At 65.2% G+C, this 14690-nt stretch carries 12 protein-coding genes; all 12 read right to left on the reverse strand.

Features of this window, described 5'->3' with window-relative positions; all coding sequences use genetic code 11:
* Positions 1-546: 546 nt before the first annotated feature.
* Positions 547-1680: an SLC13 family permease gene (locus JYG32_RS14130; protein ID WP_213263873.1), complete on the reverse strand. Its 1134-nt coding sequence runs from the start codon at positions 1678-1680 to the stop codon at positions 547-549.
* 7 nt (positions 1681-1687) lie between these two features.
* Positions 1688-2581 carry a ParB/RepB/Spo0J family partition protein gene (locus JYG32_RS14135; protein WP_174380341.1) on the reverse strand — a complete coding sequence of 298 codons (894 nt, stop codon included), beginning with the start codon at positions 2579-2581 and terminating at the stop codon, positions 1688-1690.
* Positions 2582-2612: 31 nt separating this feature from the next.
* A complete protein-coding gene (locus JYG32_RS14140; RefSeq protein ID WP_174380340.1) occupies positions 2613-3392 on the reverse strand; it encodes a ParA family protein in 780 nt (259 codons plus the stop codon).
* Between the two features lie 49 nt (positions 3393-3441).
* Positions 3442-4128 (reverse strand): 16S rRNA (guanine(527)-N(7))-methyltransferase RsmG, encoded by a 687-nt coding sequence (rsmG, locus tag JYG32_RS14145; protein ID WP_213263874.1) that lies wholly within the window; start codon positions 4126-4128, stop codon positions 3442-3444.
* Entirely contained in the window at positions 4125-6095 is a 1971-nt protein-coding gene (gene mnmG, locus JYG32_RS14150) for a tRNA uridine-5-carboxymethylaminomethyl(34) synthesis enzyme MnmG (protein WP_213263875.1), read from the reverse strand. Before mnmG ends, rsmG begins: the two co-directional genes overlap by 4 nt.
* Positions 6096-6718: 623 nt before the next feature.
* Positions 6719-7474 (reverse strand): ABC transporter ATP-binding protein, encoded by a 756-nt coding sequence (locus JYG32_RS14155; RefSeq protein WP_213263876.1) that lies wholly within the window; start codon positions 7472-7474, stop codon positions 6719-6721.
* Positions 7474-9258: a branched-chain amino acid ABC transporter ATP-binding protein/permease gene (locus JYG32_RS14160; protein ID WP_213263877.1), complete on the reverse strand. Its 1785-nt coding sequence runs from the start codon at positions 9256-9258 to the stop codon at positions 7474-7476. Before JYG32_RS14160 ends, JYG32_RS14155 begins: the two co-directional genes overlap by 1 nt.
* Before the next feature lie 4 nt (positions 9259-9262).
* Positions 9263-10318 carry a branched-chain amino acid ABC transporter permease gene (locus JYG32_RS14165; RefSeq protein ID WP_174380335.1) on the reverse strand — a complete coding sequence of 352 codons (1056 nt, stop codon included), beginning with the start codon at positions 10316-10318 and terminating at the stop codon, positions 9263-9265.
* A 199-nt stretch (positions 10319-10517) separates the two neighbouring features.
* Positions 10518-11675, reverse strand: a complete 1158-nt coding sequence (locus tag JYG32_RS14170; RefSeq protein ID WP_174380334.1) for an ABC transporter substrate-binding protein — start codon at positions 11673-11675, stop codon at positions 10518-10520.
* Positions 11676-12148: 473 nt separating this feature from the next.
* Complete coding sequence (locus tag JYG32_RS14175; protein WP_213263878.1) at positions 12149-12580, reverse strand: hypothetical protein; 432 nt, start codon at positions 12578-12580, stop codon at positions 12149-12151.
* Positions 12581-12794: 214 nt separating this feature from the next.
* Positions 12795-13769 (reverse strand): branched-chain amino acid ABC transporter permease, encoded by a 975-nt coding sequence (locus tag JYG32_RS14180; protein ID WP_213263879.1) that lies wholly within the window; start codon positions 13767-13769, stop codon positions 12795-12797.
* Complete coding sequence (locus JYG32_RS14185) at positions 13769-14653, reverse strand: branched-chain amino acid ABC transporter permease (RefSeq protein ID WP_174380332.1); 885 nt, start codon at positions 14651-14653, stop codon at positions 13769-13771. Before JYG32_RS14185 ends, JYG32_RS14180 begins: the two co-directional genes overlap by 1 nt.
* Positions 14654-14690 lie beyond the last annotated feature (37 nt).

The following is a 14690-nucleotide window of genomic DNA, read 5'->3' on the forward strand; positions in this document are numbered from 1 at the left end:
TGAACCCGGCCCCAAGCTTTCTGAAAGCTTTCAGGGGTGCCTAGCTAACAAATCCGGGCGATTGTAAGCGATAGTTGCAAGTGATTCAAGGCTTTAGACGCGACAAAAACCTGCATAAAACGACGCCTCATCATGTGAAAAAACACCCGATTCGACGACGTACGATGACAGTTGTAAGGTCGGTTTTTGGCACCGGTATTTCTTGCCCGAAAAATGTCCGGTGACGGTGGATGGCTTGGAAACGAAGCCCGACGCGGGCTCGAACGGAGCGGCACGATCGCCGCCGAAAATTCGCTGTGATGCAGTCACCTGGAACAGTTCGACGCGACGCCCCGGAACAAGCGAAACGCCGAGACCGGTCGGCCGCGCCCGATGCGCGAAATTCGATCGGATGCTCGCGCATCGAATCATCCAATCAGTTGTCGCATCACCACAGACGATCGACTGTGGATCGCCACACTTATCAACAGCCCCGCACCATCGCGAACGCTGTGCGCCCTCCCCGCCACTCGAACGGTGCGCCTGTGCCACACGCACCCGCATCGCTCAACCGTGCACGAGCAGCCACGCGCCGAGTGCTGCGCTCACGAGCGCGAACGGAATCGAGACCAGGTGGAACGGCAGCCACATGCGCGGCTCCTTCGCGAGACGCACCGCGATCAGGTTCGCGAGCGAACCGATCGCGAAGCCGAAGCCGCCGACCGATACGCCGAACGCGAGCGCGCGCCAGTCGTGTGTGAATTCCGACAGCAGGATCGCGGCCGGCACGTTGCTGATCCCCTGCGACAGGACGGCGCCGGCCGAAAATACGCGCAGCGGCGAATCGAGATGCGCGCGCGCGATCGCGTCGTGCACGACGGGCAGCGCAGCCGCGCTGCGCAACACCACGAACATCAGCACGAAGATCAGCAGCAGCAGCCAGTCGATCTTCAGGACTGCGTCACGTTTTACGACGAACAGCACGATCGAGACAGCAACCAGGCCGGGCAGCGGATGGTGCGCATCGGCGAGCAGCACGAATGCCGCGAACAGCACCGCTGCAATCAGTGCGTGCATGCGCTGCACGGGAAATGCGACGACGTCGCCGGACAGGTCGAGCGGTTTCGCGCGAAACGCGCACGCGGTCAGCGCGAGCAACAGCGCCATCAGCGCGAGCGCAAGCGGCCCGAGCGTGACCACGAAGCGGCCGAACGACACACCGCTCAATTGCCACAGGAAAAGATTCTGGGGATTGCCGAGCGGCGTCGCGACGGACCCCGCGTTGACTGCCAATGCAACGACGATCACGAGCCGCCGGAACGGCAGCGGCGTCAGCGCTCGCAGCGACACCATCAACGGCACGACGACGAACAGCGCGACGTCGTTGGTCAGCCACATCGACAGCGCCGCGGCGAACACGACGAGCAGCATCGCGAGCCCGCGTTCGGAATGCACATGATGCACGATGCGGTGCGCGAGCCACATCAGACAGCCGGACAACTCGAGTGCCTTGGTCAGCATCAGCAGGCCCGCGAGCGTCGCGACCGTCTGCCAGTCGACACGACCGGCGAGTACGGAAAATGGTTGCGGACGCACCCATAGCAGCACGATCAGGCCAAGCGCAAGCACCGAAAGTACAGGTTCCTGCGCAAGCCATCCGAGCCACCGGCGCGGCGCCGGTGCGCCCGTCTCCTCGATCATCCGCTCGTTACTCTTCGGTCGCTACGTTGCCGCGCAGCCGCACAAGAATGCCCTCGAGTGCATCGAGGTTGCCGAAGTCGATCATCACCTGCCCTCGCCCGCGGCGGCCGAGCTTGATCTTCACCGTCGACGCGAGCAGGTCGGACAACTCCTCCTCGAGACGGCGCGTGTCGCGGCCGCCGTCGTCCTTTGCGCGCGCCTTCACGGCCGGCGCTTCCTTCGTCGTGTGCGCAACAAGCTTTTCGGTCTCGCGCACCGACATGCGCTTGTTGACGACCTGATGGGCGAGCGTGATCTGCGTGGCCGCGTCGACGGCGAGCAGCGCGCGCGCGTGCCCCATGTCGAGATCGCCGGCCAACAGCATCGTCTGCACCGGCGATGCGAGGTTCAGCAGGCGCAGCAGGTTCGACACCGCACTGCGCGAACGGCCGACCGATTCGGCCGCCTGTTCGTGCGTGAAACCGAACTCGTCGAGCAGGCGCTGGATGCCATGCGCCTCTTCAAGCGGGTTCAGATCCTCGCGCTGGATGTTCTCGATCAGCGCCATCGCGGCGGCAGCCTGATCGGACACATCCTTCACGAGCACCGGCACTTCGTCGAGGCCGGCCAGGCGCGCCGCGCGGAAACGCCGCTCGCCCGCGATGATCTCGTATTTGTCTGATGAAATAGGCCGTACCAGGATCGGCTGCATCACGCCCTGCGCGCGGATGCTCGCCGCGAGCTCCTGCAGGCTGCCTTCGTCCATCCGCGTCCGCGGCTGGTACTTGCCGGCCTGCAGCTTGCCAAGCGCGAGCGTGTTCGGCGCCCCTTCGATCTTCACCGCTTCGGTGATATCGGCGCTGCCGCCGAGCAGCGCTTCGAGGCCACGTCCCAAGCCCTTCTTCTTTGGTACCGCACTCATGTCTTTCTTCCTCGCTTCGCTCATGTCCGGATCACGACACCTCGAACGCGCGGACGCGTTCGATCATCTCGGCACCGAACTGGAGATACGCTTGCGCACCGCGCGAGCTGCGGTCGAACACGACGCCCGGCAGCCCGTAACTCGGCGCTTCCGCCAGGCGCACGTTACGCGGAATCACCACGTCGAACACCTTGTCGCCGAAGTGCGCTTTCAGTTGATCGGAAACTTGCTGCTGCAGCGTGATGCGCGGATCGAACATCACGCGCAGCAAGCCGATGATCTTCAGGTCGCGGTTCATGTTCGCGTGAACCTGCTTGATCGTATTGACGAGGTCCGACAACCCCTCCAGGGCGAAGTACTCGCATTGCATCGGGATCACGACGCCATGCGCCGCGCACAGCCCGTTCAGCGTCAGCAGCGACAGCGTCGGCGGGCAATCGATCAGCACGAAGTCGTAGTCGTCGGCCACGTGCTCGAGCGCGGCCTTCAGCCGGCGCTCGCGGTTGTCGATGCTGATCAGTTCGATCTCGGCACCGGACAGCTCGCGGTTCGCGGGCAGCACGTCGTAGGTGACGCCTTCCGGACGCACGCGTGCGTCGGTCACCGACACGCCGTCGACCAGCACCTCGTACACGGTCGCTTCGCACGCGGCCTTGTCGATCCCGCTGCCCATCGTCGCGTTGCCCTGCGGGTCGAGATCGATCAACAGGACTCGTTGCTCCTGCGCGGCAAGACTTGCGGCGAGATTGACCGATGTCGTCGTCTTGCCGACGCCCCCCTTCTGGTTCGCAACGCAGAAGATCTTTGCCATCGTTGGTGTGTTCCCTTTACCTTCAAACAAACGGCGCAACCGCGCGCCTTCAATTCGCCTCGTCGACGGCCACTTCGATCAGATGCCTTTCGGCATCGAGCATCGGCACCGCCAGCCGCATCGTCTGCTTCACGCGGCTGCCTTCCGGCAACCGTGCAATCTCGTCATCCGGATGTACGCCCTTCATTGCCCAGATCGATCCGCCCGGCGCGACCAGATGTCGAGCAAGTTTAACGAAGTCGGACAGATCAGCGAAGGCGCGGGATACGATCATGTCGAATTTTTCCGGCACTTCGACGCCCGGCTGCAGCGATTCAACCCGGCCGGTGACCACCGACAGGTTCGCGAGCTTCAGCTCCGCGCGCATCTGCGTCTGGAATGCAGACTTCTTCTGCACGATATCGTTCAGCGTGACGTGCCAATCCGGCTCGACGATCGCCAGCACGATACCGGGCAACCCGCCGCCCGAGCCGACGTCGAGCACACGGGCCGACGCGCGGCCACGCAGATGCGGGACGATGGAAAGCGAATCGAGAATGTGCTGAATCAGCATCTGCTTCGGGTCGCGGATCGCGGTCAGGTTGTAGACCGCGTTCCACTTGCCGAGCAGCGCGACATAGTCGAGCAACTGGTTGCGTTGTGCATCCGTCAGCGCGAGGTCGAGCGCCATCGTGCCGTCGACGAGCATCCGTTCCAGTACGTCCCGATTAACCGCCGGCGCGCGACGCGCCGTCATTGTTGCGTCGGGACGGCGCCGTCCCCCTGCTCCGCTGCCTCTGCGGCAGTGCCATTACGGCGGCCCAGACCGCGGCGCTTCAGGTGCACCATCAGCAGCGAGATCGCTGCCGGCGTGATGCCCGAAATGCGTGATGCCTGCCCGATCGTTTCCGGCCGGAACTCGTTGAGCTTCTGGCTCACCTCGAACGACAGGCCGCGAACTTCGCGGTAATCGATACCGTCCGGCAAACGCGTGTTCTCGTTCGCGTCGTTGCGTTCGATCTCGGATGCCTGGCGCTCGATATAGCCCTGATACTTGATGCCGATCTCGACCTGCTCCTTGATCTGCTCGAGCAGCACCGGATCGTCGGCCAGCGGCTCGGCCGGGCCGCATTCGCCGCCTTTCAGGCCGCACACGCCGTCATAGCTGACGCCCGGACGGCGCAGCAGCTCGGCGAGGCTGTATTCGTGATCGATCGCCTTGCCGAGCAGCGCGGTCGCCTCTTCCGGCGGCAGCGTCTTCGGCGTGACCCACGTCGACTTCAGGCGTTCGGTTTCACGTGAAACAGCGTCGCGTTTCCGGCTGAATGCGTCCCAGCGCACGTCGTCGACGAGCCCCAGTTCACGGCCGATCTCGGTCAGGCGCATATCGGCGTTGTCTTCCCGCAGGCTCAGGCGATACTCGGCGCGGCTCGTGAACATCCGGTACGGCTCGGCCACTCCGCGCGTCACGAGATCGTCGACCAGCACGCCAAGGTATGCCTGGTCGCGGCGCGGGCACCATGCGTCCTGCTCCTGCACGTAGCGGCCCGCATTGAGACCGGCCAACAGGCCTTGCGCGGCCGCTTCTTCATAGCCGGTCGTGCCGTTGATCTGGCCCGCAAAGAACAACCCGTTGATCGCCTTCGTCTCGAGCGACGCCTTCAGCGCGCGCGGGTCGAAGTAGTCGTACTCGATCGCGTAGCCGGGGCGCAGGATATGCGCGTTCTCGAGGCCGCGCATCGAATGCACGAGCTCGAGCTGGACGTCGAACGGCAGGCTCGTCGAGATCCCGTTCGGATAGAACTCGTTGGTCGTCAGCCCTTCCGGCTCGAGGAAGATCTGGTGCGATTCCTTCGATGCGAACCGGTGGATCTTGTCCTCGATCGACGGACAATAGCGCGGCCCGACACCTTCGATCACGCCTGTATACATAGGCGAACGGTCGAGACCGCCGCGAATGATGTCGTGCGTGCGCTCGTTCGTGTGCGTAACCCAGCACGGCAACTGCTGCGGATGCTGCTCCGCGCGGCCCAGGAACGAGAACACGGGGACCGGATCGAGGTCGCCCGGCTGCTCGTCCAGCTTCGAGAAGTCGATCGTACGGCCGTCGATACGCGGCGGCGTACCGGTCTTCAGGCGGCCCTGCGGCAGCTTCAGTTCCTTCAGGCGCGACGACAGCGACACGGCCGCCGGATCGCCCGCGCGACCGCCCGTGTAGTTGTTCAGGCCGACGTGGATCTTGCCGTCGAGGAACGTACCGGCCGTCAGCACGACTGCACGCGCACGGAAGCGGATGCCGATCTGCGTGACGGCGCCCACCACATGGTCGCCTTCGACCATCAGATCGTCGACGGCCTGCTGGAACAGCCACAGGTTCGGCTGGTTCTCGAGCCGGTGGCGGATCGCGGCCTTGTACAGGATGCGGTCAGCCTGCGCACGCGTCGCACGCACGGCCGGGCCCTTCGACGAATTGAGGATCCGGAACTGAATACCGCTCTCGTCCGTCGCGGCGGCCATTGCGCCGCCCAGTGCGTCGACTTCCTTGACCAGATGGCCCTTGCCAATGCCGCCGATCGACGGATTGCAGCTCATCTGCCCGAGCGTTTCGATGTTGTGGGTCAGCAGCAGTGTCTTCGCGCCCATACGGGCGGACGCCAGCGCGGCCTCCGTGCCGGCGTGACCGCCACCGACGACGATGACGTCAAATTCTGTGGGAAAAAGCATGGTGGATTCCGGACGCAGGACTGCGCACGAACCTATCAGAGAAATGTATGGGCCGAATTATAGCGGGTTCGCTTTTCACCCGAAGACCGTCCGAATGGTAGGGTCCGTTCATTTCATCGCCTTTTCGACTCCGGATGGATGAATCCGTGGTGTCGAGCCAGCTCCAGCAATGCTCCGGGCCGGGTCGCCGCACATCGTTGTGCCTGTGAAAAAAACCGACCGCCGGGAAAATAGCCGGCGGAACAGGCGAGAATCGACACCTGTGGTCGGCGCAACAGCCGGGACGCAGCACTCTGCGCCCCGCCTCCTCACAGACTTTCCGGATGTTCGCCCGACACTTATCCCCCGAGATTCGGCACATCGCCAGCCTGTGCAGAGTTCCATGCGCCGGGAATCCAGTCTGTGGCGCACGCTGCCGTCGACGACCGAGCAAGACGCAGGTTGGTCACCCGCTCTGTGGACACCTTATCCACCGCCACCGCACAGAACTTCCGACTATTCTCCCTGCACTTATCCCCTGCCCTTAATCCATCGAGGCACCAGGCATCGCCCCGACCCCACAAACAAAAACGGCGTGTTTCACGTGAAACACGCCGCCCGCTTCCCGCCAACCGCCCGAACGATCAAGCCGTCTTCTTCGCCAACCCGAGGTACGTCTCAATCACGCGCGGATTCTGCGCAAGTTCGGCCGCCGGCCCTTCCAGCGCAAACTCGCCCGTCTCCAGCACATAGCCGTAGTCGGAGATCTGCAACGCAGCCCGTGCGTTCTGCTCGATCAGCAGCGTCGCAACACCCGTCCCGCGCAACGCGCTGATGATATGAAAGATCTCCTTCACGATCAGCGGCGCGAGCCCCAGGCTCGGCTCGTCGAGCATCAGCAGGTCGGGCTTGCCCATCAGTGCGCGACCAACCGCGAGCATCTGCCGTTCGCCGCCTGACAGTGTGCCGGCCGCCTGCTTGCGGCGCTCCTTCAGCCGCGGAAACAGCGTGAACACGTGATCGAGCTGGTCGAGGAAGTTCGATTCACCGGCCTGCTTGCGCCGATACGCGCCCAGCACGAGGTTGTCCTCGACCGTCATCGTGCTGAACAGCTCGCGCTTTTCCGGCACGAGGCACATCCCGCGCGCAACACGCTGCTCGACCGGCAACGCGCCGACGTCGTTGCCGCGATACACGACCGCGCCCGACGCATGCCCGGTCACCGGCAGCGCGCCCATGATCGCGTTCAGCAGCGTCGATTTGCCGGCACCGTTCGGGCCGATCACGCTGACGATCTGCCCCGCCCCGACCTTGATCGCCGCGCCGTGCAGCGCCTCCACCTTCCCGTACCGGACAGCCAGCCCGCAGACTTCGAGAATCGGCATCGTCGTGTCCGTCATCACTCCACCCCGCCCAGATACGCTTCGAGCACCGCCGGATCCTGCTGCACGTGCTGCGGCAGCCCTTCCGCGATCCGCGTGCCGAATTCCATCACCACCAGCCGGTCGGTGAGGTTCATCACGAAGTCCATGTCATGTTCCACGAGCAACACGCTCATTCCTTCCGCCTTCAACCGCCGCAGCAGGTCGGCGAGTTGCTGCTTCTCCTGGTAACGCAGCCCGGCGGCCGGTTCGTCGAGCAGCAGCAGCGTCGGGTCGCAGCACAGCGCACGCGCGATTTCAAGAATGCGCTGCTGGCCGAGCGCGAGGCTGCCCGCGTCGTCGTACATGTGCTTCTCGAGCCCGACGCGGCGGATCTGGCGCGCGGCTTCGGCCAGCAACTGCGCTTCCTCCTGTGCATTGAGCCGCGCGACGCTGCGCCAGACACCCGTATGGCCGCGCAGATGCGCGCCGATCGCGACGTTCTCGAGCACCGTCATTGCCGGCAGCAGCTTGACGTGCTGGAACGTGCGGCCGATGCCGCGGCGGACGATCTGGCGCGACGTGAGCCCGTCGATGCGCTCGCCGCGGAACGTGATCGTGCCGCCCGTCGGCTTCAGTACGCCCGTCACCAGGTTGAACGTGGTCGACTTGCCGGCGCCGTTCGGGCCGATCAGCCCGATGATCTGCCCCGCGTTCACGTCGAAGCTGACGTCGTTGACGGCCACGAGCCCGCCGAACTCCTTGCGCGCATTGTCGACGACCAGCAATGGCTCGCCGGCCGCGGGCTTCGCGCGCTGCGGCAACGGCTCGGCGTGCTCGGGCACATGCGCGCGCGGCCCGCGCGGGAACAGCCTCGCGACGAACGGCCACACGCCCTGGCGCGCGTACTGCAGCAGCAGCACCATCAGCACACCGAACACGATGATCTCGAAGTTGCCTTCCGAGCCGAGCAGCTTCGGCAGCAGCGTCTGCAGGTAGTCCTGCAGCACGGTGAGGATCGCTGCGCCGAGCACCGCGCCCCACACGTGCGACACGCCGCCGACCACGGCCATGAACAGGAATTCGATCCCGTGGTTCAGGCCGAACGGGGTCGGGTTCACCGCGCGCTGCAGGTGCGCATACAGAAAACCCGACACGGCTGCGAGCACGGCTGCGTAGACGAAGATCACGACGCGCATCCACGCGGTGTTCACGCCCATCGCCTCGGCCATCACGCCGCCGCCGCGCAGCGCGCGGATCGCGCGGCCCGGCCGGCTGTTCAGCAGGTTCTGCACCGACACGATCGCGGCCAGCACGACGGCCCAGATCAGGAAATACAGGCTGCGGCCGCTTTCGAGTTGGATGCCGAACAGGTTCAGCGCCGGAATCCCGTTGATCCCGTCGTACTTGCCGAGCAGTTCGAGGTTGCCGAACAGGTAGAACAGCGCGAGGCCCCACGCGATCGTGCCGAGCGGCAGGAAATGCCCGGAAAGCCGCATCGTGACCGCGCCGAGCACGAGCGCGACGAGCGCCGTCAGCACGACGCCGACGATCAGCGCGAGCCACGGCGACACGCCGTAGCGCGTCGTCAGGAACGCGGTCGCATACGCGCCGATGCCGACGAACGCGGCCTGCCCGAAGCTCGTCATCCCGCCGACGCCCGTCAGCAGCACGAGCCCGATCGCGACGATCGCATAGAGGCCGATGTAGTTCAGCAGCGTGATCCAGTACTCCGGCACGTGCAGCGCGCCGGGCAGCACCGGCAGCGCGAACAGCACCACGAGAAACACCCAGAAGGTCTTGTTGCGTACCATGGTCTTCATCGCGTCACTCCTCTTCCTCTTCCGCGTGCGGCGTCACGAAACTCCGCCACAGCAGCACCGGAATGATCAGCGTGAACACGATCACCTCCTTGTATGCGCTCGCCCAGAACGACGAATACGATTCGAGCACGCCGACGAGCAGCGAGCCGGCGGCCGCGAGCGGATAGCTGACGAGGCCGCCGATGATCGCGCCGACGAAGCCCTTCAGGCCGATCAGGAAACCCGAGTCGTAGTAGATCGTCGTCAGTGGGCCGACGAGGATCCCGGACAGCACGCCGAGCCCCGCCGCGAACGTGAACGCGAGCCGCCCTGCCTCGGTCGTGCCGATGCCGACGAGCTGCGCGCCGAGCCGGTTCACCGACGTCGCACGCAGCGCCTTGCCGGCGATCGTGCGGCCGAAGTACACGTAGAGCGCACCGATCAGCACGAGCGCGGTGACGACCACCAGGATGCTCTGCACCGACACCGTCATGCTGCCGATCGACAGCGACGCATCCGAGAATCCGTTGGTGCGAGAGCCTTCCGCGCCGAACATCACGAGCCCGAGGCCGACCATCGCGAAATGGACGGCGACCGACACGATCAGCAGCAGCAGCGTCGTGCCTTCGGCGATCGGCTGGTACACGAGCCGGTAGACGAACGGCCCCATCGGCACGACGATCGCGAGCGTCAGCGCGATCTGCGCGAGCATCGGCATCGGCTGCGCGGCAAAACTGCGCGTGATCGCGAACACCGCGAGCGGCAGCAGGATGTAGCGGCTGCCGAGCGTCGCGAGCGTACGGCCGAGCTGATGACGCCGTTCGCGATGCCGGATCAGGCCGCCGACTTCGAGCAGGAAGCACGCGACGCCCATCACGAACAGCAGCCAGCAGGTGGCGGGGAATTTCTGCGCCTGCAACGCCGCAAGCGTCAGCGCACCATAGGCGACGAATTCGCCCTGGGGAATGAAGATCACCCGCGTGACGGAAAACACCAGCACGAGCGCCAGCGACAGCAATGCATAAATGGCGCCGGTCGTGATGCCGTCTTGCGCGAGGATCGCCGCAATCGAGAGATCCATACGTGTCGTGTATCGAGAATGCTGCGGAGAAACGGCGACGGGAACGGCCTGGGCGGACGCACGGCAAGATCGGCGCGTCAGGCGCCACGCGGCGGGCCCCGGTGGTTCCATGCGGCAGGGCGCGGCCCGTCAGGCCCGGCGCCCTGCCAACGGCATGCACGGCGCCGTTCGCGCCGCGCACGCCGGTTTCACGTGATGCTTACTCGGCCTGCAACTTCCACTTGCCGTCGACGATCTGCACCATCACGCGCGCACGCGTATCGAAGCCGTTGTGATCGGTCGCCGTCATGTTGATCACGCCGTGCGACACCGGCAGGTCCTTCACGCTTTCGAGCGACGCGCGCAGCGCCTCGCGGAATGCCTCGGTGCCCGGCTGGCCCTTCTTCAGCGCGTCCGGAATCGCGCGCTGCAGCAGCAGCCCCGCATCCCACGCATGGCCGCCGAACGTCGCCAGCGAGCCCGCGCCGTAGGCCTTCTCATACGCGGCCTTGTAACCGAGCGCCGCCTTCTTCACCGGGTTCGAATCCGGAAGCTGGTCGGTCACGAGCACCGGGCCGGCCGGCAGGATCTCGCCTTCGCAATCCTTGCCGCACACGCGCAGGAAGTCGTTGTTCGCGACGCCGTGCGTCTGGTACACCTTGCCCTTGTAGCCGCGCTCCTTCAGCGTCTTGGCCGGCAGCGCCGCCGGCGTGCCGGAGCCGGCGATCAGCACCGCGTCGGGATTCGAGCCCAATAGCTTCAGCACCTGCCCCATCACCGACGCGTCGGTACGGTTGAAGCGCTCGTTCGACACGAGCTTCAGGCCGTTCTTCTCGGCGGCCGCGCTGAACGTCTTGTACCAGCTGTCGCCGTACGCATCGGCGAAGCCGATGAAGCCGACCGTCTTCACGCCGTGCTTCGCCATGTAGCCGGCGATCGCGTCGGCCATCAACTGGTCGTTCTGCGGCACCTTGAACATCCACGCGCGCTTCGCGTCCATCGGCGCGATGATCTGCGCGCTCGCCGCGAGCGAGATCGTCGGCGTCTTGCCCTGCGACACGGGGTCGAGCATCGCGAGCGAGTTCGGCGTGACCGACGAGCCGATGATCGCATCGACGTGGTCTTCGTCGATCAGCTTGCGCACGTTCTGCACCGCGCGGCTCGTGTCGGATGCGTCGTCGAGCACGATGTACTGCACGCTCTTGCCCGCGATTTCCTTCGGCAGCAGCGCGATCGTGTTCTTTTCCGGAATCCCGAGCGAGGCGGCCGGCCCCGTGGCCGACAGCGTCACGCCGATCTTCACCTGCGCCGACGCCGTAGCCGCCGCGCACACGAGGCCCACGGCAAGCACGGCCTCCATCCATCGATTCATCTTCATTTACGTTGTCTCCAAACGCTGCTCGAAAAATCCGCGGGTCGCTCGGGCGGCTCCCGTTCCCCAAACAAGTTAATAATTTAACTATCTCGTCTTGACGCGCCTACGCTCGTTTTCCCGTGAAGCGCCGCCACCGCGGCAGGGTCCCGACGGCGCGGCGCACGTGCAAGCGTGTGCATCGCAGCCGACACGTTCGTTCGACCGCCACGATGCGCAGCAGCAGTGTCGTCAGGATGAAGAAGGCGAAGAAATGCGGGATCGTGCGGGCGATCGATGCGTGCGCAACGATCGCCGGAAGGTGCGCCGGCCTGGCTCGGCCCGGCCACGCGCGTTGGCGGCGCAAGATCGGAAAAGCGGCGGCTCATGCCGAGACAGGTGCGAACGCAACGACCGGCGAAGGCGCCATGCCGGCGAATCGCGCAGGAACGCACGTACCGGCCGCAGGACGGCTCGGAAAGGCCGGGAAGCACCCATGCTCACCCAACGACGAACGAGCGGCGCCAGCCGCCCCTCCTGCCCCGATCCATCGTCCTGCGCTGCTCATCCAACCGTACTCCCTCTTCTGCATTCTGCTTGTAGGAGAACTGCCGACCGATTTTCCCGACCGTGCGGTCGGCGAAAGGCAAGTGTAACGGACGCGTTTCGCGCACGCCAACCGGGTAAGCCCGGACAGCGTGCAGATGACTGCGCACCGTCTGCGACCGGATGGCGGGAAAGGAAAAACGGGGGATGCGGCGAAGCACGGAAGCGGCGCGGTGCGGATGCAAGCGCGGGATACGGCAATTGCGCAGGCCCATGCACCATTGATGGAAATCCGTGCACGCAAATGAAAAAGCGCTGTTGGATTCCGTCCAACAGCGCTTTGGGGTCCGGGCACTTTGTGCCTCGATTGTCTCCTCGTTCTCCACCTGCAAATTCGTTTCGCGGTGCATCAGAACTAGAACGAATCTTAAAGAGGCTTAAGCACCACGACAACTTAGCATTTACCCCTATGGTGCATCGCCGCACGAAAATGGGGCGCCAGTCTGCCGCGCGGCACCGGCCGGGGCCCGCTGCGACGCCCTTCCGGAGTGCGCCGGATGGTGCTTCGCATCAACGTGCCGCGACGCGCGCGGCACGCGCTCAGGACGCCCTGAGCGGTTTGATCCGCGCGATCATCTCGCCGACGATGCCGCGCCGGAACGCGAGCACGCACGCGATGAAGATCAGCCCGGTGACGATCGTCGTCGATTCGCCGAGCGAATGGAACCACGCGACGCCCGTCGTCGACGCGAGCCATTCGCCGATGTCGCCGAGGCGGTCTTCCAGCGCGACGATCAGCGCCGCGCCCAGCAGCGGCCCGAACAGCGTGCCCATCCCGCCGACGAGCGTCATCAGCACGACGAGGCCCGACATCGTCCAGTACGCATCGGAGAGCGTCTCGAAGCCGAGCACGAGCACCTTCAGCGAGCCGGCCAGCCCCGCGATCCCGGCCGACAGGATAAACGCGACCAGCTTGAAGCGGTCGGTGTCGTAGCCGAGCGAGATCGCACGCGCCTCGTTCTCCTTGATCGCGACCAGCACCTGGCCGAACGGCGAATGGACGACCCGCACGATGAACGCGCACGCGGCGACCACCACCGCCAGCACGACGTAGTACAGCGCGACGTCGTTCGACAGGTCGAGCACCCCGAACAGGCGGCCGCGCGGCACGCCCTGCAGGCCGTCCTCGCCGTGCGTGAACGGCGCCTGCAGGTAGATGAAGTAGACCATCTGCGCGAACGCGAGCGTGATCATCGCGAAGTAGATGCCCTGCCGGCGGATCGCGAACAGCCCGACGACGAGCCCGAGCAGCGTCGCGGCGACGGTGCCGACGAGCACGCCGAGCTCCGGCGTGAAACCGAGCGTCTGCATCGAATAGCCGGTCGCGTAACCGGCGGTCGCGAGGAACATCGCATGGCCGAACGACAGCAGCCCCGTATAGCCGATCAGCAGGTTGAACGCGGCCGCGAACAGCGCGAACGTCAGCACCTTCATCACGAACACCGGATACGCGCCGATGAACGGCGCGGCGAACAGCGTGGCGAGCAGCACGCCGTAGAGCACTTTTCTCTGCATCATTTTTCCTTGCCGAAGAGGCCCGCCGGGCGGAACAGCAGCACGATCGCCATGATCACGAACACGACGGTGGCAGACGCTTCGGGATAGAACACGCGCGTGAAGCCCTCGATCACGCCGAGCAGCAGGCCCGTGACGATCGAGCCGAGGATCGACCCCATCCCGCCGATCACGACCACCGCGAACACGGTGATGATCATCGGCTGGCCCATCAGCGGCGACACCTGGATCACCGGCGCGGCCAGCACGCCCGCGAACGCGGCGAGCGCGACGCCGAAGCCGTAGGTGAGCGTGATCATCATCGGCACGTTCACGCCGAACGCCTCGACGAGCTTCGGGTTCTCGGTGCCCGCGCGCAGGTAGGCGCCCAGGCGCGTCTTCTCGATCACGAACCACGTCGCGAGGCACACCGCGAGCGACGCGACGACGACCCACGCGCGGTAGTTCGGCAGGAACATGAAACCGAGGTTGGTCGCGCCGGAAAGCTGCGACGGCACGTCGTACGGCTGGCCGGACGATCCGTAGATCGACCGGAACACGCCTTCGACGACCAGCGTGAGGCCGAACGTGAGCAGCAGCCCGTACAGGTGATCGAGCTTGTACAGCCAGCGCAGCATCGAGCGCTCGATCGCGATCCCGAACGCGCCGACGAGCAGCGGTGCCAGCACGAGCATTGCCCAGTACGGCAGCCCGAAGTACGACAGGCCCATCCACGCGAGCATCGCGCCCAGCATGAACAGCGCGCCGTGCGCGAAGTTGATCACGTTGAGCAGCCCGAAGATCACCGCGAGCCCGAGGCTCAGGATCGCGTAGAACGAGCCGTTGACGAGCCCGAGCAGCAACTGGCTCAGCATCGCCGGCAACGGAATGCCAAAGATTTCCATCGACTCAACCGTCAGAATGAGTTTCGTTGCGTGCGCA

The organism is Burkholderia pyrrocinia (genome assembly GCF_018417535.1).
In the GTDB taxonomy this organism is placed as follows: Bacteria; Pseudomonadota; Gammaproteobacteria; order Burkholderiales; family Burkholderiaceae; genus Burkholderia; species Burkholderia pyrrocinia_E.

What these genes read in the sequence shown, in the direction of transcription:
- JYG32_RS14130 (WP_213263873.1), bottom strand. Translation starts at nt 1,680, where the DNA reads ATGATCGAGGAGACGGGCGCACCGGCGCCGCGCCGGTGGCTCGGATGG.
- JYG32_RS14135 (WP_174380341.1), bottom strand. Translation starts at nt 2,581, where the DNA reads ATGAGTGCGGTACCAAAGAAGAAGGGCTTGGGACGTGGCCTCGAAGCG.
- JYG32_RS14140 (WP_174380340.1), bottom strand. Translation starts at nt 3,392, where the DNA reads ATGGCAAAGATCTTCTGCGTTGCGAACCAGAAGGGGGGCGTCGGCAAG.
- rsmG (WP_213263874.1), bottom strand. Translation starts at nt 4,128, where the DNA reads ATGACGGCGCGTCGCGCGCCGGCGGTTAATCGGGACGTACTGGAACGG.
- mnmG (WP_213263875.1), bottom strand. Translation starts at nt 6,095, where the DNA reads ATGCTTTTTCCCACAGAATTTGACGTCATCGTCGTCGGTGGCGGTCAC.
- JYG32_RS14155 (WP_213263876.1), bottom strand. Translation starts at nt 7,474, where the DNA reads ATGACGGACACGACGATGCCGATTCTCGAAGTCTGCGGGCTGGCTGTC.
- JYG32_RS14160 (WP_213263877.1), bottom strand. Translation starts at nt 9,258, where the DNA reads ATGAAGACCATGGTACGCAACAAGACCTTCTGGGTGTTTCTCGTGGTG.
- JYG32_RS14165 (WP_174380335.1), bottom strand. Translation starts at nt 10,318, where the DNA reads ATGGATCTCTCGATTGCGGCGATCCTCGCGCAAGACGGCATCACGACC.
- JYG32_RS14170 (WP_174380334.1), bottom strand. Translation starts at nt 11,675, where the DNA reads ATGAAGATGAATCGATGGATGGAGGCCGTGCTTGCCGTGGGCCTCGTG.
- JYG32_RS14180 (WP_213263879.1), bottom strand. Translation starts at nt 13,769, where the DNA reads ATGCAGAGAAAAGTGCTCTACGGCGTGCTGCTCGCCACGCTGTTCGCC.
- JYG32_RS14185 (WP_174380332.1), bottom strand. Translation starts at nt 14,653, where the DNA reads ATGGAAATCTTTGGCATTCCGTTGCCGGCGATGCTGAGCCAGTTGCTG.